Source organism: Paraburkholderia sp. BL21I4N1 (assembly GCF_002973525.1).
Lineage (GTDB): Bacteria > Pseudomonadota > Gammaproteobacteria > Burkholderiales > Burkholderiaceae > Paraburkholderia.
Window position 1 is genome coordinate 193,215 of sequence record NZ_PVEN01000005.1, and the last position, 25,219, is coordinate 218,433.

At 63.8% G+C, this 25,219-nt stretch carries 17 protein-coding genes and 2 tRNA genes; 10 read left to right on the forward strand and 9 right to left on the reverse strand.

All coding sequences use genetic code 11. The features are described from left to right. Positions 1 to 174: 174 nt before the first annotated feature. Entirely contained in the window at positions 175 to 2,259 is a 2,085-nt protein-coding gene (locus B0G83_RS15460; protein WP_105508269.1) for a 3-hydroxyacyl-CoA dehydrogenase NAD-binding domain-containing protein, read from the reverse strand. 194 nt (positions 2,260 to 2,453) lie between these two features. Further along, positions 2,454 to 4,130, reverse strand: a complete 1,677-nt coding sequence (locus B0G83_RS15465; protein WP_105508270.1) for a 3-(methylthio)propionyl-CoA ligase — start codon at positions 4,128 to 4,130, stop codon at positions 2,454 to 2,456. A 98-nt stretch (positions 4,131 to 4,228) separates the two neighbouring features. Here B0G83_RS15465 and B0G83_RS15470 point away from each other — a divergent pair, with 98 nt between their 5' ends. The 5 genes from B0G83_RS15470 to B0G83_RS15490 all read left to right on the forward strand — a co-directional run bounded on the left by B0G83_RS15470 (position 4,229) and on the right by B0G83_RS15490 (position 8,050). Continuing rightward, positions 4,229 to 5,785, forward strand: coding sequence for a YdiU family protein (locus B0G83_RS15470; RefSeq protein ID WP_105508271.1), 1,557 nt, complete (start codon positions 4,229 to 4,231; stop codon positions 5,783 to 5,785). A gap of 86 nt (positions 5,786 to 5,871) precedes the next feature. Beyond that, complete coding sequence (gene msrB / locus B0G83_RS15475; RefSeq protein ID WP_105508272.1) at positions 5,872 to 6,294, forward strand: peptide-methionine (R)-S-oxide reductase MsrB; 423 nt, start codon at positions 5,872 to 5,874, stop codon at positions 6,292 to 6,294. A gap of 113 nt (positions 6,295 to 6,407) precedes the next feature. Beyond that, entirely contained in the window at positions 6,408 to 6,938 is a 531-nt protein-coding gene (locus B0G83_RS15480) for a septation protein A (RefSeq protein ID WP_105508273.1), read from the forward strand. Position 6,939: 1 nt separating this feature from the next. After that, positions 6,940 to 7,260: a BolA family transcriptional regulator gene (locus B0G83_RS15485; protein WP_105508274.1), complete on the forward strand. Its 321-nt coding sequence runs from the start codon at positions 6,940 to 6,942 to the stop codon at positions 7,258 to 7,260. 10 nt (positions 7,261 to 7,270) lie between these two features. Next, positions 7,271 to 8,050 carry a peptidylprolyl isomerase gene (locus B0G83_RS15490; RefSeq protein WP_105508275.1) on the forward strand — a complete coding sequence of 260 codons (780 nt, stop codon included), beginning with the start codon at positions 7,271 to 7,273 and terminating at the stop codon, positions 8,048 to 8,050. A gap of 159 nt (positions 8,051 to 8,209) precedes the next feature. Here the strand turns inward: B0G83_RS15490 and purL are convergent, their stop codons facing one another. Next, positions 8,210 to 12,304 (reverse strand): phosphoribosylformylglycinamidine synthase, encoded by a 4,095-nt coding sequence (purL, locus tag B0G83_RS15495; RefSeq protein WP_105508276.1) that lies wholly within the window; start codon positions 12,302 to 12,304, stop codon positions 8,210 to 8,212. A 319-nt stretch (positions 12,305 to 12,623) separates the two neighbouring features. Between purL and B0G83_RS15500 the strand changes: the two genes are divergently transcribed. The 3 genes from B0G83_RS15500 to pgi all read left to right on the forward strand — a co-directional run bounded on the left by B0G83_RS15500 (position 12,624) and on the right by pgi (position 17,601). Then, complete coding sequence (locus B0G83_RS15500) at positions 12,624 to 13,919, forward strand: FAD-dependent oxidoreductase (protein ID WP_105508277.1); 1,296 nt, start codon at positions 12,624 to 12,626, stop codon at positions 13,917 to 13,919. 105 nt (positions 13,920 to 14,024) lie between these two features. Continuing rightward, positions 14,025 to 15,614: an NAD(P)H-hydrate dehydratase gene (locus B0G83_RS15505; RefSeq protein ID WP_105508278.1), complete on the forward strand. Its 1,590-nt coding sequence runs from the start codon at positions 14,025 to 14,027 to the stop codon at positions 15,612 to 15,614. Positions 15,615 to 15,978: 364 nt separating this feature from the next. Continuing rightward, positions 15,979 to 17,601: a glucose-6-phosphate isomerase gene (gene pgi / locus B0G83_RS15510; protein WP_105508279.1), complete on the forward strand. Its 1,623-nt coding sequence runs from the start codon at positions 15,979 to 15,981 to the stop codon at positions 17,599 to 17,601. 132 nt (positions 17,602 to 17,733) lie between these two features. On the opposite strand, the gene B0G83_RS15515 is transcribed toward pgi, so the two are convergent. Beyond that, complete coding sequence (locus B0G83_RS15515; protein ID WP_051980518.1) at positions 17,734 to 18,420, reverse strand: ABC transporter ATP-binding protein; 687 nt, start codon at positions 18,418 to 18,420, stop codon at positions 17,734 to 17,736. Here B0G83_RS15515 and B0G83_RS15520 point away from each other — a divergent pair. Beyond that, positions 18,419 to 19,123, forward strand: coding sequence for an arylesterase (locus tag B0G83_RS15520; RefSeq protein WP_105508280.1), 705 nt, complete (start codon positions 18,419 to 18,421; stop codon positions 19,121 to 19,123). The genes B0G83_RS15515 and B0G83_RS15520 overlap by 2 nt on opposite strands. 119 nt (positions 19,124 to 19,242) lie before the next feature. Next, complete coding sequence (locus tag B0G83_RS15525) at positions 19,243 to 19,584, forward strand: hypothetical protein (protein WP_105508281.1); 342 nt, start codon at positions 19,243 to 19,245, stop codon at positions 19,582 to 19,584. A gap of 143 nt (positions 19,585 to 19,727) precedes the next feature. Here B0G83_RS15525 and B0G83_RS15530 read toward each other — a convergent pair whose 3' ends face one another. The 5 genes from B0G83_RS15530 to lon form a co-directional block, all read right to left on the reverse strand. After that, on the reverse strand, positions 19,728 to 21,665 hold the full coding sequence (locus B0G83_RS15530) for a SurA N-terminal domain-containing protein (protein WP_105508282.1): 1,938 nt from the start codon (positions 21,663 to 21,665) through the stop codon (positions 19,728 to 19,730). 86 nt (positions 21,666 to 21,751) lie between these two features. Beyond that, positions 21,752 to 21,828, reverse strand: a tRNA-Asp gene (locus B0G83_RS15535). A gap of 51 nt (positions 21,829 to 21,879) precedes the next feature. After that, a tRNA-Val gene (locus B0G83_RS15540) sits at positions 21,880 to 21,955 on the reverse strand. Positions 21,956 to 22,031: 76 nt separating this feature from the next. Continuing rightward, a complete protein-coding gene (locus B0G83_RS15545; RefSeq protein WP_007585907.1) occupies positions 22,032 to 22,304 on the reverse strand; it encodes an HU family DNA-binding protein in 273 nt (90 codons plus the stop codon). 403 nt (positions 22,305 to 22,707) lie between these two features. Beyond that, positions 22,708 to 25,131: an endopeptidase La gene (gene lon, locus B0G83_RS15550; protein ID WP_105508283.1), complete on the reverse strand. Its 2,424-nt coding sequence runs from the start codon at positions 25,129 to 25,131 to the stop codon at positions 22,708 to 22,710. Positions 25,132 to 25,219: the final 88 nt, after the last annotated feature.

Here is a 25,219-nt window from a genome sequence, read left to right on the forward strand (position 1 = left end):
GAGCGTGTCGATCGGAGCGAGCGCCTTGGCGCCGACTCTCGTCCCCTACAAGTTGGTCGGTATATCCCGATGTCGAGGGTGGCGCACCGGCGCTTCGCCGTACGGCGGTTGGCGGGCACACGCCACCTCGGTCATTTCACTCGAACGGCCTGGGGTCTACGGCCTTCCCGGGCCTCAGCCGTTGAACCCACGACCTTGCGCCGCCAGTTTCGCGATGCTGGGCGCGAGTTGCCACGCATCGCCGTTCGGCCGCGCCGCATAGCGGCCAATCGCGCGCTCGACGTTGTAGAGCCCGACGGTATCCGCGTACAGCATCGGACCGCCGCGATACAGCGGAAAACCGTAGCCGGTCAGATAGACCATGTCGATATCCGACGCCTTCGACGCGATGCCTTCCTCGAGAATCTTCGCGCCTTCATTGACGAGCGCGAACACGAGACGTTCGACGATTTCCTCGTCGCTGATCTTGCGGCGCTCGGCGTTGGCTTCCTTCGAGAACGCGCCGATCATCTCGTCGACGACCTTCGACGGATACGCCGTGCGGTCGCCCGCCTTGTAGTCGTACCAGCCGCCGCCGGTCTTCTGGCCGAAGCGCCCGGTCTCGCACAGACGGTCGGCGATCTTCGAATAGTGCATGTCGGGATGTTCCTGATAGCGGCGCTTGCGGATCGCCCAGCCGATGTCGTTGCCGGCCAGATCGCTCATGCGGAACGGGCCCATCGCGAAACCGAATTTCTCGATCGCCTTGTCGACCTGCGCGGGCAACGCGCCTTCCTCGAGCATGAAGAGCGCCTGACGGATGTACTGCTCGATCATCCGGTTGCCGATAAAGCCGTCGCACACGCCCGAGACCACCGCGGTCTTTCTGATCTTCTTCGCGAGCTTCATGACGGTGGCGAGCACGTCTTTCGCCGTGTCCTTGCCGCGCACCACTTCGAGCAGCTTCATCACGTTGGCCGGGCTGAAGAAGTGCATGCCGACCACGTCCTGCGGACGTTTCGTGAACGCGGCGATCCTGTCGACGTCCAGCGTCGACGTGTTCGACGCGAGGATCGCGCCGGGCTTGGCCACTTCGTCGAGCCGCCTGAATACCTGTTCCTTCACGCCGAGTTCCTCGAACACCGCTTCGACGATCAGGTCGGCGTGCTTGAGGTCGTCGTAGGACAGCGTGGGCGTGATCAACGCCATGCGCTGGTCGAGCGCCTCGGGCTTCAGCTTGCCCTTCTTCACGCTGGCTTCGTAGTTCTTGCGGATCGTCGCGAGGCCGCGATCGAGCGCGTCCTGTTTCGTTTCCAGCAGCGTGACCGGAATGCCCGCGTTGATGAAGTTCATCGCGATGCCGCCGCCCATCGTGCCCGCGCCGATCACCGCCACCTGGGCGATGTCGCGCACGGGTGTGTCGGCCGGCACGTCGGGAATCTTGCTGGCCGCGCGCTCACCGAAGAACGCGTGACGTAACGCGTGACTCTCGGGCGTCTGCACCAGCGCGATGAAGCATTCGCGTTCGAATGCGAGGCCCTTGTCGAAGCCGTTCTGCACGCCCGCTTCGACCGCATCAATACATTTCAGAGGCGCGGGGAAATTCTTCGCCATCGCCGAGACGGTATTGCGCGCGAACTGGATGAAACCCGCGGCGTTCGGATGCTCGATCTGGCGATCGCGCACGCGCGGATGCGGGCCTTCTTTCGCGCCGACCTTGCGGGCAAACGCGAGTGCCGCTTCGGCCAGATCGCCCGGCGCGACCTCGTCGAACAGACCCGAGTCGGCGAGCTTCTCGGACAGCACCGGCGCACCCGACACGATCATATTGAGCGACGCTTCGAGGCCGATGGCGCGCGGCAAACGCTGCGTGCCGCCCGCGCCCGGCAAAATGCCGAGCTTCACTTCCGGCAGCGCGATCTGCGCGCCGGGCGCCGCGATCCGGTAATGCGCGCCGAGCGCCAATTCCAAACCGCCGCCCATCGCCACGCTGTGAATTGCCGCGATCACCGGCTTCGCGCTGCTTTCGACCACCTTGATGACGGTGGCGAGCGTCGGTTCCTGAGTCGCTTTCGGCGTGTTGAATTCGGTGATGTCGGCGCCGCCTGAAAACGCTTTGCCCGCGCCGGTCAGCACGATGGCCTTAATGGACGGATCGTTCTGCGCGCGCTCGATACCGTCGACGATGCCGGCTCGCGTCGACAGGCCGAGGCCATTCACGGGAGGATTGTTCAGCGTGATGACGGCCACGCCGTCATGAGTTGTGTAGTCCACTGCCATCTCTGCCTGCCTCCATGCGATTCATGCCATGTTGCGGTTGAGGCGGCGCATGACGCGCCGCCCGTCCGGTTCACCGAGTCGGATCATTGTCCGCTTGTTGCCAGCGCATGGGCGACACACTCACCGACTCGCTGCTCGATTAACCGGGGTCAGCAGGCAGAATACACAAAAAAGCACGCTCGTTCAATTTACTGTTAGGCGGGGTTTCCCCTAACCAGCGGACAATCCTTCTGGTCTTCCAAGGCCGACGGCAGCACGTGATCGCGGAACAGATCGCGCAGCTTCAGCTTCTGCAATTTGCCGGTGGCCGTGTGCGGCAGTTCGTCGACGAAGACGACGTCGTCGGGAATCCACCATCTGGCGACCTTGCCGTCGTAGAACGCGAGCAGTTCCTCGCGCGTCACGTCGAACCCCGCGCGCCTGACGACTACCAGCAGCGGCCGTTCGGTCCATTTCGGATGCGCGCAGGCGATACAGGCCGCTTCCGCGACCGCCGGATGCGCGATCGCGACGTTCTCGACGTCGATCGAACTGATCCATTCGCCGCCGGACTTGATCACGTCTTTCGAGCGATCGGTGATGTTCAGAAAACTGTCGCGGTCGATCGTCGCGACGTCGCCGGTCGGAAACCAGCCGTCCACCAGCGGCGAATCGTCCTTGCGGAAATACCGGTCGATCACCCACGGTCCGCGCACATGCAGATCGCCGAACGCGACGCCGTCCCAGGGCAACTCGTGGCCGTCTTCGCCGACGATCTTCATATCGACGCCGTACAGCACATGGCCCTGCTTTTCGAGCAATTTGCGGCGCTCGGCGAGCGGACGTTGCGATTGCTCCCACGTCAATTTCGACAGCGTGCCGAGCGGCGACATTTCGGTCATGCCCCACGCGTGAATCACCTGCACGCCGTAGTCGTCCTCGAACGTGCGCAGCATGGCCGGCGGGCACGCCGAGCCGCCGATCACCGTGCGATCGAGCGACGAAAACCGCACGCCCGCCTCGCGCAGATAATTCAGCAAACCGAGCCACACGGTCGGCACCCCGGCGGAATACGTCACGCGTTCGCTTTCCATCAACTCGTACAGCGACTTGCCGTCAAGGTCCTTGCCGGGGAACACCAGCTTCGCGCCCGTCAACGGCGCGCAGTGCGGAATGCCCCATGCGTTCACATGGAACATCGGCACGACCGGCAGCACGGCATCGCGCGCGGACAGGCTCATGGCGTCGGGCAAGGCCGCGCCGAACGCATGCAGCACCGTCGAGCGATGCGAGTACAGCGCGCCCTTCGGATTGCCCGTGGTGCCGGACGTATAGCAAAGGTACGAAGCCTGGCGCTCGTCGAGCTCGGGCCACGCGAAGTTGCCGTCCTGCGCGCTCACCAGCGTTTCGTAGCTGAGCACCGGCGTTTGCATGACCGGCCGATGCGCTTCGTCGGCGAGCGCGATCCAGCCGCGCACTTTCGGGCACTGCGGCGCGAGCGCGTCGACCAGCGGTGCGAACGTGGTGTCGAACATCACGTAGGCGTCGTCGGCGTGATTGACGATGTAGGCGATCTGATCGGGAAAGAGACGCGGATTGATCGTGTGGCACACGGCGCCGAAGCCGGTCGTGCCGTAATACGCTTCGAGATGCCGGTAGCCGTTCCAGGCCAGCGTCGCCACCCGTTCGCCGGGCTCGACGCCCAGCGCGATCAGCGCCTGCGCGAGTTGCTTCGCGCGTTTTTCGCAATCGCGGTAGGTATAGCGATGCAGATCGCCCTCGATACGCCGCGACACGATTTCGGTGCCGCCGAAATGCCGCGCGGCATGCGCGAGCAACGAGGATACGGTGAGCGGCACGTCCATCATCTGTCCCAGCAGCGGCGTCGTCATAAAGGGAGCTCTCCTCGTCCTGGTTGCTTCAATGGGAAGCCAGCCTGCAGCGCCGCTGGCGCGGACTTACAATATCGGTTAATCCAGAGGCGCTCAACATGTCGTTTTCCCCAAGCTTTGCAGGGTTATCCGGGCCGCTAGCGGCTCTTTCCAACGCACTCGTCACCTCGCCGGAAAGCGCGTTCGCGCGGCTCGGCAGCGTCTTTATGACGCGTCTGCCGGCGGCCCCACTCAATGCGCCTTACATGGTCGGCTTCTCCGCGGAGACCGCCGTGCTGCTCGGTTTAGAACCGGGCCTCCAGAACGATCCCGGCTTCGCCGAACTGTTCTCCGGTAACGCCACGCGTGAATGGCCCGCCGAGGCGCTGCCTTATGCGTCGGTGTATTCGGGGCATCAGTTCGGCGTGTGGGCCGGCCAGCTCGGCGACGGCCGCGCCCTCGGTCTCGGCGAGCTCGCGCATCACGGCCAGTGTTTCGAGCTGCAACTCAAGGGCGCCGGGCGCACGCCCTATTCGCGCATGGGCGACGGCCGCGCGGTACTGCGCTCGTCGATCCGCGAATTTCTGTGTTCGGAGGCCATGCATCACCTCGGCATTCCGACCACGCGCGCGCTGTGCGTGATCGGTTCCGATCAGCCGGTGCGGCGCGAAGAGATCGAAACCGCCGCGGTCGTCACGCGGGTCGCGCCGAGTTTCGTCCGCTTCGGTCACTTCGAGCATTTCTATTCGAACGATCGCACCGACGCGCTGCGCGCGCTCGCCGATCACGTGATCGCGCGCTTCTATCCGCATTGCCGCGACGCTGACGACCCCTATCTCGCGCTGCTCGACGAAGCCGTGAAATCCACCGCCGACCTGATGGTCGAATGGCAGGCGGTCGGCTTCTGCCACGGCGTGATGAACACCGACAACATGTCGATTCTCGGCCTGACCATCGACTACGGTCCGTTCGGTTTCATGGACGGTTTCGACGCCGGCTACATCTGCAATCACTCCGACTCGCAAGGCCGTTACGCGTACAAGATGCAGCCGCAGATCGCGTACTGGAATCTCTTCTGTCTCGCGCAAGGCTTGTTGCCGCTGCTCGGCGAACAGCACGACGAAAGCGTGCGCGGCGACCGGGCGATCGAAGACGCGCAACGCGTGCTCGGCGGTTTCAAGGCGCGTTTCGCGCCGGCGCTGGAACGGCGTATGCGCGCGAAGCTCGGCCTCGAGACCGAACGCGACGGCGACGACGCGCTGGTGAATCGTCTGTTCGAAGTGATGCACGCGAACCGCGCCGATTTCACGCTGACGTTCCGCCATCTCGCGCGCGTATCGAAACACGACGCGAGCGGCGACACCACCGTGCGCGACCTGTTCCTCGACCGCGCCGGGTTCGACGCGTGGGCGAACGACTACCGCGCGCGCCTGTCCCACGAAACACGCGACGATGCCGCGCGCGCCATTGCAATGAACCGGGTCAACCCCAAATTCATTCTTCGCAATCATCTGGCGGAAACGGCGATCCGCCGCGCGAAAGAGAAGGATTTTTCCGAAGTGGAGCGTCTGGCGGCGGTGCTGCGCCGACCGTTCGACGAACAGCCCGAGCATGAAGCATATGCGGGCCTGCCACCCGACTGGGCGAGTTCACTGGAAGTGAGCTGTTCGTCGTGACGCGCCGAAGCCAGTCGCCATTCGCGTGAACGCAACCTGACCGTAGTGCAGTCCCCAAAACAAGCCCCGAGACAGGAACCCCGACCATGAACAAACCCGACGACCTCAACCCCGACGTCCCCGCCGTGCGGAAAGACGACGCCGAGTGGCGCAAGCAGCTCTCCGACGTCGAATACCAGGTGACGCGCCACGCGGCCACCGAGCGCCCGTTCACGGGCCGCTATCACGACCACTGGGACCGCGGCATTTACGACTGCGTGTGCTGCGGCACGCCGCTCTTCGAATCCGACACCAAGTTCGACGCCGGCTGCGGCTGGCCGAGCTACTTCAAGCCGATCAACGGCGAGGTGATCGCCGAGAAAACCGACCGCACGCACGGCATGCTGCGCATCGAGGTGCAATGCAAGAACTGCGGCGCGCATCTGGGCCACGTGTTCGAAGACGGCCCCGCACCGACGGGGCTGCGTTACTGCATCAATTCGGCTGCGTTACAATTCGAGCCCAAGTAACGCAGCGCGGAGTCCGGCGCATTGCCGGCGGAGCCTGCGTGGCAGGCACCCGCCGGCCGTTTCGCGCCGCGTCCCTCATTCCTCGAGTCCTTCTGCGAATTCCCGACCAGATAATGAAATTCCTGTTCGATCTGTTCCCGATCATCCTGTTCTTCGTCGCCTTCAAGATCTGGGGCATTTTCACGGCGACGGCAGTGGCGATCGTCGCCACGCTGGTGCAGATCGCGTGGGTGGCGTTCCGCCACCGCAAAGTCGACCCGATGCTGTGGGTGAGCCTCGGCGTCGTCACCGTGTTCGGCGGCGCGACGCTCGTGCTGCACAACGACACCTTCATCAAATGGAAGCCGACCGTGCTGTACTGGGCGTTTTCCGTGGCGCTGATCGTCTCGCAACTGGCCTTCAACAAGAACCTGATCGAAGCGATGATGGGCAAGCAGATCACGCTGCCGCACGCAATCTGGGGCAAGCTGAGCGTGGTGTGGGCGATCTTTTTCGTGCTGCTCGGGCTCGTCAATCTGTTCGTCGCGTACCACTACACCACCGACCAGTGGGTCAATTTCAAGCTGTTCGGCGCGACCGGTTGCCTCGTGGTGTTTATCGTCGGACAGAGCTTGTGGCTGTCGAAGTACATGAAGGAAGAATGACATGACCGCCGACACCAACGTTTTCATGCACGCCACTACCGCCGAGCGCGCCGCGCTGATCGAAGCACGCCTCACCGCCGCGCTCGCGCCGGTCGCGTCGATCCAGATCAGCGACGACAGCGCGCAGCACGCGGGCCACGCCGGCGCCTCGGCCGGCGGTCATTTCAGTGTCACGATCGTGGCTGCCGCATTCGCCGGCAAGGCCCGCGTGGCGCGGCATCGCATGGTGTATGATGCGCTGGCCGATGCCATGCAGCGCGGCATTCATGCCCTTGCAATCACGGCGTATACGCCCGAAGAATTCGCTTTGTTGCCCCGCTAGGAACCTTCCGATGACCTTGAAGAAAACCCACCTTTGGGTAGTGCTGGCTGCGTTCGCGGCCGCTCCTGCATTTGCACAGAACATCGCTGTCGTGAACGGCACGCCGATTCCGAAAGCACGCGCCGACGCGCTGATCGAACAACTGGTGCATCAAGGCCAGCAAAACACGCCGCAACTGCAAACGGCCGTGCGCGAAGAGCTGGTGAACCGCGAAATCCTGATGCAGGAAGCCCTGCGTCGCGGCCTGCCGAATCGTCCGGACATCAAGGCGCAAATCGCCGTCGCACAACAAACCGTCGTGCTGCGCGCGCTGATCGAAGACTTCGTGAAGAACAACACGCCGAGCGACGCCGAAGTCACCGCGCGCTACAACGCGCTGATCAAAGATGCAGGCGGCAAGGAATATCACCTGCACCACATTCTGGTGGACAACGAACAGCAGGCAAAAGACCTGATCGCGAAGATCAAGGCCGGCGCAAGCTTCGAAGATCTGGCCAAGCAATACTCGAAGGATCCGGGATCGGGCAAGAACGGCGGCGACCTGGACTGGTCGGACCCGAAGGCTTATGTGCCTGAATTCGCGGACGCGGCCACGCATCTGCAGAAAGGCCAGATGACGGACACGCCGGTGCATACGCAATTCGGCTGGCACATCATCCGCCTCGACGATACGCGCGCCATCACGCCGCCGCCGCTGGAGCAGGTGCGTCCGCAGATCGTGCAGCAGATCCAGCAGGAAAAGCTGCAAGCGTTCGAAGAAGGTCTGCGTAAGAACGCGAAGATTCAATAAGCGGGTTGTTTGCCCACTGATTGAAACGAACAAGCCGCCCTCGGGCGGCTTGTTTGCTTTCGTGGATCCGTTTTGCCTTGTGCGTTTTATGTTTTACGCACGGTGAAAACGAAAAAACCGCCACGAAGGCGGTTTTTTCGTTGCGGCCCAACCCCAGCCTCAACCCAACCAGCGGCGTGCGTTCTGGAACACGCGCATCCACGGGCTTGCGTCCGTGCTGCCCTCGCCCCAGCCTTCCGGATGCCAGCTCATCTGCACCGCGCGATGCACGCGCTCGGTGTGCGGCATCAGCACCGTGAAGCGACCGTCGGGCGTGGTAACCGACGTGATACCGTCCGGCGAGCCATTCGGGTTCAACGGATACTGCTCGGTCGCCAGACCACGATGATCGACGAAGCGCATGGCCACCGCCACCTTCGACGCGTCGCCCTGCTGCGAGAAGTCCGCATAGCCTTCGCCGTGAGCGATCGCCACCGGAATGCGCGAGCCTTCCATGCCGTTGAAGAAGATCGACGGCGAAGCCTGCACTTCGACCAGCGAGAAACGCGCTTCGAATTTCTCCGACTTGTTGCGCGTGAACTTCGGCCAGGCTTCCGCGCCCGGAATCATCGACGCGAGGCTGCTCATCATCTGGCAACCATTGCAGATGCCCAGCGCGAACGTGTCTTCGCGACCGAAGAACGCGGCGAACATGTCAGCCAGTTGCGCATTGAAGCGGATCGCCTTCGCCCAGCCTTCGCCGGCGCCCAGCGTATCGCCGTACGAGAAGCCGCCGCACGCCACCGCGCCGGCGAAATCCGCCAGATTGGCGCGGCCTGCCAGCAGATCGCTCATGTGCACGTCGTGCGCGTCGAAGCCGGCGCGGTCGAATGCGTACGCGGTTTCGAGGTGCGAGTTCACGCCCTGCTCACGCAGGATCGCGACACGCGGACGCGCGCCCTTGCCGACGAACGGTGCCGCGACATCTTCCGACGGATCGAAGCTCAACACCGGCGTGATGCCCGGATCGGCCGCATCCGACAGCAGGTCGTATTCGGCGTCGGCGCACGCCGGGTTATCGCGCAGCCGCGAGATACGCCAGCTCACTTCGCTCCACGTACGATGCAGATCTGTGCGCGGCGCTTCGTAGATCTTCTTCGCGTCGCGATAGATTTCGATCGTGTCGCGCTCGTTGATCTTGCCGATCACATGCGAGCACGCCGACAGGCCGTGTTCGCGCAATGCGGCGAGCACCGCGTCGCGGTCCGCGGCACGCACCTGGATCACCGCACCGAGTTCTTCGTTGAACAGCGCGCGGATCGTGCGGTCTTCGCGGCGGCCGCTGGTCTGCTTGGCCCAGTCTTTCGCGTCGCCGTAATCGGATTCGTGGTTCGGATCGAGCACCAGCATGTCGACGTTCAGCGACACGCCCACGTGCCCCGCGAACGCCATCTCGCACACCGTCGCCCACAGGCCGCCGTCCGAGCGGTCGTGGTAAGCGAGCAGTTTGCCTTGTTGATTCAGCGCTTGGATCGCGGCGAAGAAACGCTTCAGATCTTCCGGATCGTCGACGTCCGGCACCGTGTCGCCGACCTGCTGCGTAACCTGCGCGAGAATACTGCCGCCCAGACGATGCTGGCCGCGGCCGAGGTCGATCGCGATCAGCACCGAGTCGCCCACGCCGTCCGTACCGTTGGCACGGCGCAGTTGCGGCGTGAGGTGGCGGCGCACGTCTTCAACCGGCGCGAACGCCGAGATGATCAGCGAAACCGGCGCGACCACTTCCTTCGCGACGCCACGGTCTTCCCATTTGGTACGCATGGACAGCGAATCTTTACCGACCGGAATGCTGATGCCGAGCGCCGGGCACAGCTCCATGCCGATTGCCTTGACCGTGTCGTACAGCGCGGCATCTTCGCCAGGCGCGCCGCACGCGGCCATCCAGTTCGCCGACAGCTTGAGCTTGTCGAGCGATGCAATCGGCGCGGCCGCGATGTTCGTGACCGCCTCGCCGACCGCCATGCGGCCCGACGCCGGCGCGTTGATCACGGCGAGCGGCGTGCGCTCGGCCATGGTCATTGCTTCGCCGCGGAAGCCCGCGTAGTCCATGGTGGTGATCGCGACGTCGGCCACCGGCACTTGCCACGGGCCGACCATCTGGTCACGCGCGGTCGTGCCGCCCACCGAACGATCGCCGATGGTAATCAGGAACGACTTGCTCGCCACCGTGGGGTGACGCAGCACGCTCACCGCGACCTCCGGCAATGCAATACCCGTGACGTCCACCGGTTCGAGCTTCTGCTCGACCCGCTTGACGTCGCGATGCATGCGCGGTGCTTTACCGAGCAGCACTTCCATCGGCATATCGACCGGCTGGTGCGCGCTGTCCACGTTCTGCGCGGAGTCGATCACCTTCAGTTGACGCTCGGCGGTTGCCGTGCCGATCACCGCGAACGGGCAGCGCTCGCGCAGGCACATGGCTTCGAACGCCGGCAGGTCGGCCGGCGCGATGGCCAGCACATAACGTTCTTGCGCTTCGTTCGACCAGATTTCGCGCGGCGACAAGCCGCTCTCTTCGAGCTGGATCTTGCGCAGATCGAACAGCGCGCCCTTGCTCGCGCCGTCGACCACTTCCGGGAACGCGTTCGACAAACCACCCGCGCCGACGTCGTGAATGCTCAGAATCGGATTCTTGTCGCCGAGTTGCCAGCACGCGTTGATGACTTCCTGCGCACGGCGTTCGATTTCGGGGTTGCCGCGCTGCACCGAGTCGAAGTCGAGTTCGGCGGTATTGGTGCCGGTCGCCATGGAACTCGCCGCGCCGCCGCCCATGCCGATCCGCATGCCCGGGCCGCCGATCTGGATCAGCAGCGAGCCTTCCGGCAGATCGTGCTTATGCGTGTGCTGGTCCGAAATATTGCCGATGCCGCCGGCGATCATGATCGGCTTGTGATAACCGCGCACCAGACCCGCGACGTTCTGTTCGTAAGCGCGGAAATAGCCGCCCAGATTCGGCCGGCCGAATTCGTTGTTGAACGCGGCGCCGCCGAGCGGGCCGTCGATCATGATTTGCAGCGGCGACGCGATGCGATCCGGACGGCCGTAAGCTTCGTGCGGCTCGGCCGGGTTGCGGTGCGCGAGAGGCTGCGCGACGTCGCGCGCGTTTTCCCAGGCCTCGACGCCGTCCGGCAAAACCAGGTTCGACACCGTGAAGCCCGCCAGACCCGCCTTGGGACGCGCGCCGCGCCCGGTCGCGCCTTCGTCGCGGATTTCACCGCCCGAACCGGTGGAGGCGCCCGGGAACGGCGAGATCGCGGTCGGGTGGTTATGCGTTTCCACCTTCATCAGCGTGTGCGTGAGTTCGACGCCACGGCGATAGTGTTCCGGCAATTCGCTGGCGCCGAGTTCCGCCGGGGTGCGCGGGAACCAGCGCTCGGCCATGCCGCCCGCCATGATCGCCGAGTTGTCCGAATACGCGACGATCGTGCCCTGCGGATTGAGCTTCTCGGTATTGCGGATCATGTTGAACAGCGAGATGTCCTGCTTCTCGCCGTCGATGGTCCAGTCCGCGTTGAAAATCTTGTGACGGCAGTGTTCGCTGTTGGCCTGCGCGAACATCATCAGTTCGACGTCGGTCGGGTTGCGGCCGAGCTTCGTGAACGCGTCGACCAAATAGTCGATTTCGTCGTCGGCCAGCGCGAGGCCCAGTTCCGTGTTCGCCGCTTCCAGCGCGCCGCGGCCGTGGCCGAGCACGTCGACGGTTTGCAGCGGCTTGGCCGGCAGTTCGTCGAACAGATGCAACGCGTGCTCGCGCGAGCTCGACACGCTTTCGGTCATGCGGTCGTGCAACGCCGCGACGACGGCCGCGCGGGCTTCGTCGGAAAGCGCCTTCTTGCCGCCCAGCAGACCGCTCTTCAGCGTGACCGTGTACTCGACGCCGCGCTCGATTCGCCGCACCTGCGTGAGACCGCACAGATGCGCGATGTCGGTGGCCTTGCTGGCCCACGGCGACACCGTGCCGAAGCGCGGCACCACGAGGAAGGTTTCGGCCGTGCCGCGCTCTTTGCTTTCTTCGAGCGGATCGCCGTAGTGCATCAGCGCCTCGATCTTCGCCGTGTCTTCAGCGGACAGCTCGCTCTGGGCGTTGATGAAGTGCAGATACTGCCCGCGCACCCCGGTGATGTTCGGGTCGATGCGCGTGAGCGTGTCGAGCAGGCGGGTTTGACGGAAATCGGAAAGGGCCGAAGCGCCGGGGAAACACGAGAAGTGGGCCATGGACTTGACTTTGCGTCGCTCAGTGATGCCGAGAAGTCGCGCGTGCAGGCGACGTGAGGCGGAAAGGAAGTCCGAGATTATACCCGGGAAAGGGCTTCCGGCGGCCTTGCCGGTGCGCTTTCGGGCCGCCCGCGCCGCGTTGCGCGACGCCTTCCGGCGTGCCGCCCGCGTGGCCGCGCGAGCGCTTTGACTGCTATCATTCGGCCTTTCACCAGATCGGCGCGAGCGGCCCGAGTCAAGCCGGGCACCGCGCGCCGCATGTCACGCTCAACGGGATCGCGCCGCTTCGGCGTCCCGTCGGCCATTCGAATCAGAAAGCATGGATGTCATCGTCATCGGCGGCGGGATTGCGGGCGTCGCCACCGCTTATCAATTGCGCGCGGCCGGTCACCGGGTCTGCGTCGTCGAGCGTCACGCCACGGTGGCGCAAGGCGCGACCTATGGCCATGGCGGCACCGTGCTGCCCACGCCGCTCGACGTCTGGTTCGGCCCGACCTTCATGGCCAGCCGGCAAAATGCCAGAAACGGCGTCATCAGCAAGACGGGCTTCACCGGGCCGGCGCGCCAGTTCGTCAAACAACTCGCCGCGTTGCAGGACCCCGAGGCATTCAGCCGTCAATATGGCCGGCTGCGTCCGCTGATCGAGCTGTCGCGCGAAGCCATGGCCGACGTCGAAGCGCGCTTCGGCCTCGAATTCGAACAAACCAGCGGCTTGCTGTATCTGGTTCGCTCCGCGCAGGAGTGGGAGCAGACCCAGCCGGCGCTCGACCTGCTGCGGCTGAACGAAGTACCGCATCACGTGCTGACGCCCGCTGAATGCAGCGCGTTCGAGCATTCGGTGCGCGCCGAGCCGGAGTTCGCGGGCGGCGTACTGTTCGATCAGGAACGCACGGCCAACTCGCCGCTGTTCGCCAAGCTCATCAAGCAGACGCTCGATACCCAGGGCGGCGTGCAATTCATGCTCGGCTGCGAAGTCTCGGCGATCCGTCTCGAAGGTCAGCGCGCGTCGGTGGAACTGGCGCCGCGGCCGGGCGCGTCGTCGCGTTCGCGTGAGGTCGACGTGATCCACGCGGACGCAGTCGTCGTAGCCGCCGGTCACGGCAGCCTCGCGCTACTCGACCCGCTCGGCTTGCGCTTACCGCTGCATCCGCTGCGACTGCATACGCTGGTCGCGCCGATCGCGCATGAGGAATGCGCGCCGCATGTGGCGATCGTCGACGCGGTCAAACGGATTGCGATCAGCCGTATGAATCATCGGCTGCGCATTGCGGGCGGCGCGGTGCTGCAGAGCGCCGCGCAGATCGACAAGCCGCTCGGCAAAGCGTTGACCAAAGAAGCGCTGGCGCTGCTCGGCCAGGCCACGCACGACTGGATTCCGGGCGCGGCGCGAATCTCGGCGGCGCTGCCGTGGGAAGGCGTCAAACTGCTGTCGCCCGATGGCTTGCCGGTGATCGGCAACGCGCTGCATCCGCGCCTGTTCGTCAACGTCGGGCATGGCCCGGCGGGCTGGGGGCTGGCTTGCGGCGCGGGCAAACTGATCGCCGACCTGATGTCCGGTCAGACGCCGGACGTGCCTGCGGATACGCTGGCGGCGCTGCGCGCGGACCGCTTCTAGCCGCAGCCGGCCGGTGGGTTCGCGCGGCGCGCCCATCGGCACTACCATAGCGGTTTCTCCCGCTTCCTCGCCCGGGCCTTGCGCCGGGGCGAATCGCCCGCCGCCATGACCGAAGCCGACCTCAGCCCGCCTATCCTCATCCGCCCTCACAACAAGGCGCTACCGTTACTGACGCTGACCGATCTGCGGCTCGCCGAATCGCGAGCCGCGGCCGGCTTGCCCGGGCACACGCTGATGGCGCGCGCCGGCAAGTCCGCGGCGAGCTTCCTGCAGGAACTGATCACACGCGACACGTCGATCGAACGCGCGAAGCAGAAGGTGTGGCTGATCGCCGGGCCCGGCAATAACGGCGGCGACGCGCTGATCCTCGCGACGGAGCTGCACCAGGACGGCATTGCCGTGGAACTGTGCATGCCGGTCGACGTAAAACCGGCCGACGCCCGCTGGGCTCTCGAACTGGCGCGCGCCGCCGGCGTCGCGATCAGCACGGCGCCGCCCGCGTCGCTGGACGGCTACACGTGGTTCGTGGACGGCATGTTCGGCATCGGCCTGACACGCGCCCTCGACGGCGTCTTCGCGACGGTCGCGCGGCAGCTTTCTCAACGCGCCCAAGCCCGGCCACGCAGAGGCGGCGTGCTGGCGCTCGACGTCCCCAGCGGCCTCGACAGCGACACCGGCACGGTGGTCGGCGAAAGCGACGGCGTGGCCGTCCATGCCACGCACACGATCAGCTTCATTGCCGCCAAACCGGGGCTCTTCACCGCGCAAGGCCGCGACCTCGCCGGTTCGGTCACCGTCGCGCCGATCGGCATCGACTCCAGCAAACGCACGGCCGTGCAACTCAACGCGCCCGACCTGTTCGCTGGCTTCCTGCCGCCGCGCGATTTCGCGACCCACAAGGGCACCTTCGGTAGCCTCGCCGTGGTCGGCGGCGACACCGGCATGTGCGGCGCGCCGATCCTCGCGTCGCGCGCGGCGTTGTACACCGGCGCGGGCAAAGTCCACGTCGCGCTGCTGGGCGACGGCGCTCCGCCCTACGATCCGCCGCATCCGGAACTGATGCTGCACGCGATCGACACGCTACCGCTCGACAAGATGGACGCTCTAGCGATCGGCTGCGGCATGGGCGAACGCGAGCGCGCGACGCAGGTGCTGCATGACGTGCTGCGTCTGGACATGCCGAAGCTGTTCGACGCGGACGCGCTGAATCTGATCGCGAAAGACCCGTCGCTCGCGGCGGAACTGACCGCACGCGGCGTGCAAGGCGACCCGTGCCTTCTCACGCCGCATCCGCTCGAAGCCGCGCGCCTGCTCGGCACCGACGCGGCCGGCATACAGCGCGACCGGCTCGGCGCGGCACGCGCGCTGGCCGCGCGCTTTGCCAGCGTTGTGGTGCTAAAAGGCACCGGCACGATCGTCGCCGCGCCCGACGGCCGCCTCGCGATCAACCCGACCGGCAACGCCGCGCTCGCGACGGGCGGCACCGGCGACGTGCTCGGCGGCATCATCGGCGCGTTGCTCGCGCAGCATCTGCCGCGCTACGAAGCGGCGTTGGCGGGCGTCTATCTGCACGGTCTCGCCGCCGATACGCTGACGGCGCAAGGGCATGGGCCAGCGGGATTGACGGCGGGCGAACTGGCGCCGATGGTGCGTAGTTTGCTGAACCGGTTGTTTTATCCGGCGACCGAAGGGTGAGTCGTGGCTTCTTCCGCGACCACATGCGCTCAGCCCGAGCGCAATGCCGCGCCTAACCGCGGCCGCCTCAGCCTGCACCGAAGCTCGCCCCCTTCCATCCCAAACTCTGCACCCCACGCTGCCCAAGCGCGCCTGCCTGTCACCCTTCACGCAAGGCCGCTATACTGAACGACTGCGCCGCGCGTCGGATTCAACGCGGGTGGCGGCGAAGCTTCAGCGCGCACTCGCGCGGCGAACGCCCGAAGCCTCCCCACCGCCCCGTGCATCGCCGGCCGCGCGGCATCGCTCTAACAGCATCGTTGCATCATCCTCGGCAGCGCTTCACGCGCTCGCCTTCCCTCGTGCCCTTGGTTAGACGGACGCTATGACGCAGAACTCGCTCCCCTCCTGGTCCTCGCTGCAAACGCATTACGAGAAGATTCGCGATGCGCACCTGCGCGACTGGTTCGCCCCCGAGAACGACCCCGCCCCCACCCGCGCCGAGCGCTTCGCGTTCGCCGGCGGCGGTCTCGCGGCCGATTTTTCGAAGAACCGCATCACCGACGAAACCCTCAAGCTGCTCGTGCAACTCGCACGTGAAGCCGGCGTCGAAAAGCGCCGCGACGCGATGTTCGCGGGCGAGGTCGTCAACCCGACCGAAGGCCGCGCCGCCTTGCACACCGCCTTGCGCGCCACCGACCCGAAAGCGCCGTTCTTCGACCAGGTGCAGGCCGAGCGCGCGAAGATGACCGCGTTCGCCGACCAGGTGCGCAGCGGCGCATGGACCGGCTACACCGGCAAGCGGATCCGCTACGTGGTGAACATCGGCATCGGCGGTTCGGACCTCGGGCCGAAAATGGTCGTGCACGCCTTGCATCATCTGGCCACGCCCGAGATCACCACGCATTTCGTGTCGAATGTAGACGGCGCTGATCTGTACAACGTGATGCAGCAGATCGATCCCGAGGAAACGCTCGCGATCATCGTCTCGAAGACGTTCACCACGCTCGAAACCATGACCAACGCGCGCTCGCTGCGCGACTGGTTCACCGAGAAGGGTTGCCCGGAAAGCGCACTGGCGAAGCACTTCGTCGGCGTGTCGGCGAATCCGTCGGAAGTGATCAGGTTCGGCATCGCGAAAGAGAACGTATTCGAGATGTGGGACTGGGTCGGCGGCCGCTATTCGCTGTGGTCGGCGGTGGGCTTGTCGATCATGATCGCGATCGGTCCGCAGCAGTTCGGCGAACTGCTCGCCGGCGCCAACGAGATGGACCAGCATTTCCGCGACGCACCGCTCGAGAAGAATCTGCCGGTACTGCTCGGCATGATCGGCATCTGGTATCGCAACTTCTTCGGCTCGCAAAGCTATCTGGTCGCGCCGTATTCGAATGCGCTGCATTTCCTGCCGTCGTATCTGCAACAGCTCGAAATGGAAAGCAACGGCAAGTCCGCGCGGCTCGACGGCGCGATGGTCGATTACCCGACCGCCGCCGTGACGTGGGGCGAACCGGGCACGAACGGCCAGCACGCGTTCTTCCAGATGCTGCATCAGGGTCCGACTATCGTGCCGATCGACTTCATCGCCGTGATGACGCCGGAGCATCCGCTCGTCAGCCATCATCCGAAGCTGCTGGCCAATTGCTTTGCTCAAAGTGAAGCGCTGATGCTCGGCCGCACGCTGGAAGAGGCCAGGAAAGTGGCCGGCCCGGACAAGCCGGAACTCGCGCCGCACCTGGTGTTCCCCGGCAACCGGCCGACCAGCACGCTGCTGGTCGACGCGCTGACCGCGCGCTCGCTCGGCGCCTTGATCGCGTTGTACGAACACAAGGTGCTGGTGCAGGCGTCGGTGTGGAACATCAATCCGTTCGATCAGTGGGGCGTCGAGCTCGGCAAGATTCTCGGCAAGGTGGTCGAGGCCGATCTGACCGCCGCGAGCGTGGATGAGAAGAAGCATGACTCGTCGACGTCGGCGTTGATCGCGCGGGCGCGGGCGGCGTTGAAGAAGTGAGTCGAGTCGCGCGGCAAACCGCGCCGATCGAGCAATAAAAAAGCGGGCCATTCGTGGCCCGCTTTGCTTTTGGTGCGACGGTTTGTGTGACGCTGGTTCGGCTGGCGTCGGGCTAGCGACAATGTTGTCGCCTCAAGCCAGCCGACCCGCCTCGATCGTCACGGTCGTGTCGCAGCGACGCGCCAGCTCGATATCGTGCGTGACCAGAATCAGCGTGGCGCCGTTCGCGCGATTCATCTCGAACATCAGGTCGATCACGGCATGGCCGGTGGCGGCGTCGAGACTGCCGGTCGGCTCGTCCGCGAACAGGATCGCCGGATGCGTGACGAACGCTCGCGCCAGGGCCACACGCTGCTGCTCGCCGCCCGACAGCAGCTTCGGATAATGCCCCGTGCGCTGGCCCAGGCCCACCTGCTCCAGCAAACCGCGCGCACGCGTCGCGGCTTCGCGCGTGCCCACACCGCCCTGCAACTCGAGCGGCAACGTGACGTTTTCGAGCGCCGTCAGATGCGGCATCAGTTGAAACGACTGGAACACGAAACCGACCGAGCCGCTGCGCAATGCGGCGCGCTCGTCTTCACTCAATTCGGTAAGCTCGCGCCCAAGCAATCGAACCGAGCCCGAACTCGCGCTGTCCAATCCCGCGAGCAGGCCGAGCAGCGTAGACTTGCCCGACCCGGATGCGCCGACGATCGCCACACTGCTGCCGGCATCGATAGCAAGATCGATGTTGTCGAGAATCGTCAGTTCGCCCGTCGCATCCTTAACCTTCTTGCACAAACCCCGCACTTCAATGACCGGATCAGTTTTGTTTAGCATGGTGAAGCGTAGGTTGAAAGTGCTTGCCATTGCGCCGCGCGCGGTAGCGCCGACTTCGGCATTCGGCTTGGGCCTCGTGGCCGCCACCCTGTTTGCGCTACCCTTCGCGGCGCGCGCCGCCAACGCGCCGGAACCGGCCAGGCCGGTCATTGTCGTGCTTGGCGACAGCATCTCCGCCGAATACGGCCTGCCTCGCGACACAGGCTGGGTCGCCCTGATGCGCCAGCGCCTGACGGCCGAGCGAATCGATTATAGCGTCGCCAATGCGAGCATTAGCGGCGACACCACCAGCGGCGGACGCGCCCGTTTGCCGGCGTTGCTGGAGCGCTTGAAGCCAAGCATCGTGATCGTCGAACTCGGCGCTAACGACGCCTTGCGCGGCGTGCCGCTCTCCACCACCGACGACAACCTGCGCACGATCGTCGAACAGGCTCAACAGAGTCACGCGAAGGTCGTGCTGGTCGGCATGTACGTGCCGCCTAATTACGGCCCGGACTACACCCAAAAGTTCCACGCCATGTACGGCCAACTGTCGCAGCAATTGCATGTGCCGCTGGTGCCGTTCCTGCTCGCCGGCATCGCGGACAAACCGGACATGTTCCAGGCCGATCAGATGCATCCGACCCAGCAGGCACAGCCAGTGCTACTCAACAACGTGTGGCCTGTGGTTAAGCCGCTCCTTCGACCAAGTTCGCCGCGCTGAATAGCGTGCCGAGAACTTGTTTTCAGAACTTTGGGAACACGGATCGGCAAGGTCTATCCGACACTTTCGTAATCCCGTGTTACCCGGCTCGATTTTTGAGCGACTCTTGAGGAGATAACGTGAAATATCTACCGTTAATCGCTTTGACCGTGGCAATTTCTGCCTGCGCCGCTCAACCACCTGCAGGCGTCCAATCTGTCGGTGAAAGCCAGCAACCGGTGAAGGCCGTTGCCACCTGCATCGCGCAGAAATGGGCAGACGGCTCGCAACAGCAGGTCGTGTCGCAGGACACGATGGCTAACGATCAGGCCATGGACGTCTACGTTCCGGGCCAGCAACCGCCTAACGGCGCGGCTGCGGTGGTCCGTCCGTCGTATTCCGGCAAGGGTACGTGGGTGGGTTTCCGCGCGAACGGCGGCGCGGGTAGCGACGCTACCGGCGCCATCAGCGGCTGCCTGTGATCCTGTCTTCGAAGCACTGCAGCAAACCATTTGGCGATATCGGTCGATAACGCGTCTGGAACTCCGGAACGCTCGCCAAATGAAAAGCCCCGCAATTTGCGGGGCTTTTTGTTTCTTGCAACGATCAGCGTTTGCGCTAAGGCTTATTCGCCGCTCGCCTGCGCGTTGCTGCTGTCCAACGCACCGAAGAACTTCACCTTCGAACGGGCACGTACGGCCTGCAGATATGCTTCCGATTCGGATTGCGCGTCGACTTGCGCAATCTGTTGCTGCGCTGCAGCCAGACGCTGCGGATCGATCGGTGCGCCCGCAACCACCGCGTTCACACGATAGATCGCGTAACCGTCGTCACCGAGGTCCACACCGACGTAAGCCGGCAATTTTTGCGCGTCCGCTTTGTAGATTGCACTCAGTGCTGCCGGCGGGACGCCTTGCGCGTCGTTGCGCGACACCTTCAGCGGCGACGAGAAACCCGCGGTCGACTTGGACTTTTCAAGGTCGGCCAGCTTCGCGATACCGTCCTTGTGCGCGGCCTCGTCCGACTGAACCGCGATCACCTTCTGACGCACCGCGTCTTTGACGGCGTCGAGCGCCGGCACGGCGGCCGCTTTGTAGTCCGTGACGTGTGCCGCGATCAGCGTGTTGCCGCCCACGTCGATGGCCTGCGTGTTGTTGCGCGCAGTCACGGCGTCGTTCGCGAACACGGCGGCCAGAAACTTCGGATTGCCAAGCGGGCTGCCAGGCGGCAGCTTCGGATCCGGCTGCGGCGTCACTGTAGCCGTTTGCAGCTGCAGCTTGTACTTGTCCGCGGCCGGTTGCAGGCTCTTCGCTTTTTCGTAGACGATCGACGTGAAGCCTTCCGAATCGTCGCTGAATGCCTTGGTCGCCAGTTGCGTCTTCAGGTCTTTCGAGATCTGGTCTTTCACTTCGTCGAACGGCTTGGTCACGGCCGGCTTCACGTCCGTCACCTTGACGATGTGATAGCCGAAATCGGTTTGCACGATGCCGCTGACTTCGTCTTTCTTCAACGCGAACACGGCGTCGTCGAACGCCTTGCCGCCGGCGATCATGCCGGGACCGAAGTAACCCAGATCGCCGCCCTTCGACGCCGAACCCGGATCCTGCGAATTCTGTTGTGCGATCTGCGCGAACTGATCCGGATGCGCCTTGACCTGCGCGAGCAACTCTTCCGCCTTCTGTTTGGCCTTGGCTTTTTCCGCCGCGCTTGCGTCTTTCGGCGCCGCGATCAGGATGTGGCTGGCTCGCACCTGGCCGTCCGTGCGGAAGTGCGCGATGTTGTCGTCGTAGTACTTTTTCAGGTCCGCGTCGCTCGGCTGCGCCGACGCCGCCAACGTGGCCGGCGACATCACCAGATACTGGATCGTGGCGGTGGCGGGCGTGGCGAAGTCGTTCTTGTGCGCGTCGTAATACGCCTGCAGTTGCGCGTCGGTGGGCTGCACTTTCGCCGCGTAGTCGCGCGGATGGAATGCGATGCCCTGCACTTCACGCTGCTGTTCGGCGAGCTCGGTCAGATGCTGCGCGAGCGTTTTCGACGTGAATGCGCTGCTCTGGATCGCGACAGGCAACTGCTGCGTGGCGATGCTGTAGCGCACGCGCTCGTCGTATTGATCCGGCGTCATGCCTTGCATGGCGAGCAACTGCTTGTAACGCTCGACGTCGATCGAACCGTCGGGATTCTTCAGCGACGAGATCACCGGGTCGTTCAGCAGCACACGGCGCACCGCGTCGTCCGAAGCAGTCAGATGCAGGCGCTGTGTTTCGTCGGCCAGCACGCGTTGCTCGATCAGACCATCGAGCATTTCGCTGCGGCGCTCGGGCGTGTCGAACGACTTCATGTCGAACTGCGCGCCGAGCATCTGACGGGCACGGTCGAGTTGCTGACGCATCGCGTCGTCGTATTCGGCGCGCGTGATCTTGTGACCGTTGACGCTCGCGACGTTCGCACTTTCGTCGAAGAAGCCGCGGAAGCCTTGAATACCCACAAAACCCAACCCCGGCACAATGACGAGGATGAGCATGACCATCATCAGGCGTTTGTGATTACGGAAAAAATCGAGCATGCGTGAGGGGTGCCAAAAACAGAACGCCCGATCTTACAACAGCGGGCAATAAAAAAGGCGAACCGTAGTTCGCCTTTCGAGGATACTGGCGGAGTGGACGGGACTCGAACCCGCGACCCCCGGCGTGACAGGCCGGTATTCTAACCGACTGAACTACCACTCCTTGTACTGCACTGATACTGCGCTGACCGAGACACTCGACTAAACCGGAAACTGGTGGGTGCTGAGAGGCTCGAACTCCCGACCTACGCCTTGTAAGGGCGCCGCTCTACCAACTGAGCTAAGCACCCGTTTCACGATCTAATACCACTGCAGTGAATCAGCTTGCTTATTTTCTGCTGCCCGATTTCTCAAGCAGCAAGCCCATTAGTTTAGCGCATCCTTCAGAGCTTTGCCAGGCCTAAATTTGGGCACCTTGGCGGCCTTGATTTTGATCGCCGCGCCGGTGCGCGGATTGCGGCCCGTGCGTGCGGTGCGCTTGCCGACCGCGAACGTACCGAAACCGACGAGCGTCACCGAACCGCCCTTCTTCAAGGTTCCCTTGACACCGCCGATCACGGCGTCGAGCGCGCGGCCCGCCGCAGCCTTCGAAATGTCGGCTTGCTGTGCAATGTGATCGATCAATTCCGTCTTGTTCATTCCAACCCCCGAGAATGTATATGGCAATCGTGATGGCGCTCTGCAGCGCCTAATTTCACGTGACCGGCGGGCTACGCCGAGCCGAGTCATTAGAATTGGCCGAAACCCTTGTGTCAAGCGGGGTTGAGCCTGATTCGACGGGTTTTGCGAGGGCCTGCTTATCACCAGATATTGCCGCGAATCGGTGTCCGCGCAACCAGTCGGCGCGTAGGTCGCGCGATTGCTCAAAGGTTGGGAAATGAGGCGGTGATGCGCCACGCTGAAGCGCACTGCAGAACACGTCGCGAGGTGTTCACGCGATCACCGGGCGCGAACCAAACGGCCAATAAAAAACCCGCGGCATAACCGCGGGTTTTTTGTCCGGCAAGCAGCTCTCGCCGCACGCCACTTTAGTACCTGAAGATTAGTGCTTCACGACTTCCGTCGCGCCGACGTCCTTGCCTGACTCAGCCGCGACCGGCGTGGCAGGTTTCGGCTCTTCTTCCGGCAATGCCTGCGGCACACGTTCGAGCGCCAGTTCGAGCACCTTGTCGATCCAACGGACCGGCACGATTTCGATGGCGTTCTTCACGTTGTCCGGAATCTCCGTCAAATCCTTGACGTTTTCTTCCGGAACCAGCACCAGCTTGATGCCGCCGCGATGCGCCGCCAGCAGTTTCTCTTTCAGGCCGCCGATCGGCAGGACTTCGCCACGCAACGTGATTTCGCCCGTCATGGCGACATCGGCACGCACCGGAATACCGGTCAATACCGACACCAGCGCGGTCGTCATCGCGATACCGGCCGAAGGACCGTCCTTCGGCGTCGCGCCTTCCGGCACGTGGATGTGAATGTCCTGCTTCTCGAACGCTTCGTCCTTAATACCGAGACGACGCGAGCGCGAACGAACCACCGAACGTGCTGCCTCGACGGATTCCTTCATCACGTCGCCGAGCGAACCCGTACGGATCACGTTGCCCTTACCCGGCATCACCGCGGCTTCGATGGTCAGCAGATCGCCGCCCACTTCCGTCCACGCGAGACCCGTGACCTGGCCCACCTGATTTTCCTTCGCCGCCAGACCGAAGTCGTACTTGCGCACACCGAGGAACGTGTCGAGATTGCTGCCGTCGACCTTCACCGCGCCTTCCGCCTTCTTCAGCAGAAGCATCTTCACGACCTTGCGGCAAATCTTCGAAATTTCACGCTCGAGCGAACGCACGCCCGCTTCACGTGTGTAGTAGCGAATGATGTCGCGGATCGCCGTTTCCGTCACATCGACCTCACCTTCCTTGAGGCCGTTGTTCTTCTTCTGCTTCGGCAAAAGATAACGTTGCGCGATGCTGACTTTCTCGTCTTCCGTGTAACCCGACAGACGGATCACTTCCATCCGGTCGAGCAGCGGCGGCGGAATGTTCAGCGAGTTCGACGTTGCCACGAACATCACGTCCGACAGATCGAAGTCGACTTCGACGTAGTGATCGGCGAACGTATGGTTCTGTTCCGGATCGAGCACTTCCAACAATGCCGACGACGGATCGCCGCGAAAATCCTGCCCCATCTTGTCGACTTCGTCGAGCAGGAAGAGCGGATTGCGCACGCCGACCTTGGTCAGGCTTTGCAGAATCTTGCCGGGCATCGAACCGATGTACGTACGACGGTGACCACGAATCTCCGCTTCGTCCCGCACACCACCGAGCGCCATACGCACGAACTTGCGATTCGTAGCGCGAGCGATCGACTGACCCAGCGACGTCTTACCGACACCCGGAGGCCCAACGAGGCACAGGATCGGCGCTTTCACCTTGTCGACACGTTGCTGGACCGCGAGATACTCGAGAATGCGTTCCTTCACTTTCTCGAGACCGAAGTGGTCTTCGTCGAGCACGCGTTCCGCATTCGAGAGGTCGTTGTTGACCTTGCTCTTCTTGCGCCACGGCAGCCCGATCAGCGTGTCGATATAGTTACGCACGACCGTCGCTTCAGCTGACATGGGCGACATCAGCTTGAGCTTCTTCAGCTCGCCGTCGGCCTTCTTCTTGGCTTCCTTCGGCATGCGGGCAGCCGTGATGCGCTTCTCGAGTTCCTCGAGATCCGCACCTTCTTCGCCTTCGCCGAGTTCCTTCTGGATCGCCTTGACCTGTTCGTTCAGGTAGTACTCGCGCTGACTCTTCTCCATCTGGCGTTTGACACGCCCACGGATGCGCTTTTCGACCTGCAAAATGTCGATCTCGGCTTCGAGTTGCGCGAGCAGATGCTCGAGGCGCTCGATCACCGGGAACATTTCGAGAATGTGCTGCTTCTGGTCGAGCTTCAACGGCAGATGCGCCGCGATCGTGTCGGCCAGACGACCAGCCTCGTCGATACCCGACAGCGACGTCAGGATCTCCGGCGGGATCTTCTTGTTCAGCTTCACATACTGGTCGAACTGCGACACGATCGCGCGGCGCAGCGCTTCAGTTTCAGCGCTGTCGGCGTGGTCGGGTTCGAGCGGCATGACTTCGCACGAGAACTGCGTTTCCTGTTCTTCGATGGAAAGCGTCTTGGCGCGCTGCAAGCCTTCGACGAGCACCTTCACGGTACCGTCGGGCAGCTTCAGCATTTGCAGGATGTTGGCAATACACCCTACTTCGTACATGTCCTTTTCGGTCGGCTCATCTTTCGCAGCCGTCTTCTGGGCGACGAGCATGATGTGCTTGCCGCCTTCCATCGCTGCTTCGAGAGCCTTGATCGACTTCGGGCGGCCTACGAAGAGCGGAATCACCATGTGCGGGAAGACGACTACGTCACGCAGCGGGAGCAGCGGGAGCGTAATGCGTTCCGGCGGGAGGAGTTGGGTTCCTGACATTTCATTTCCCCATGAGTGGAATCAGTTCGTTCGATAGGTGAGGCCAGCAGAAAATATTGCAAGCCTCCGCGTGTGGGAAAAGTTCAGT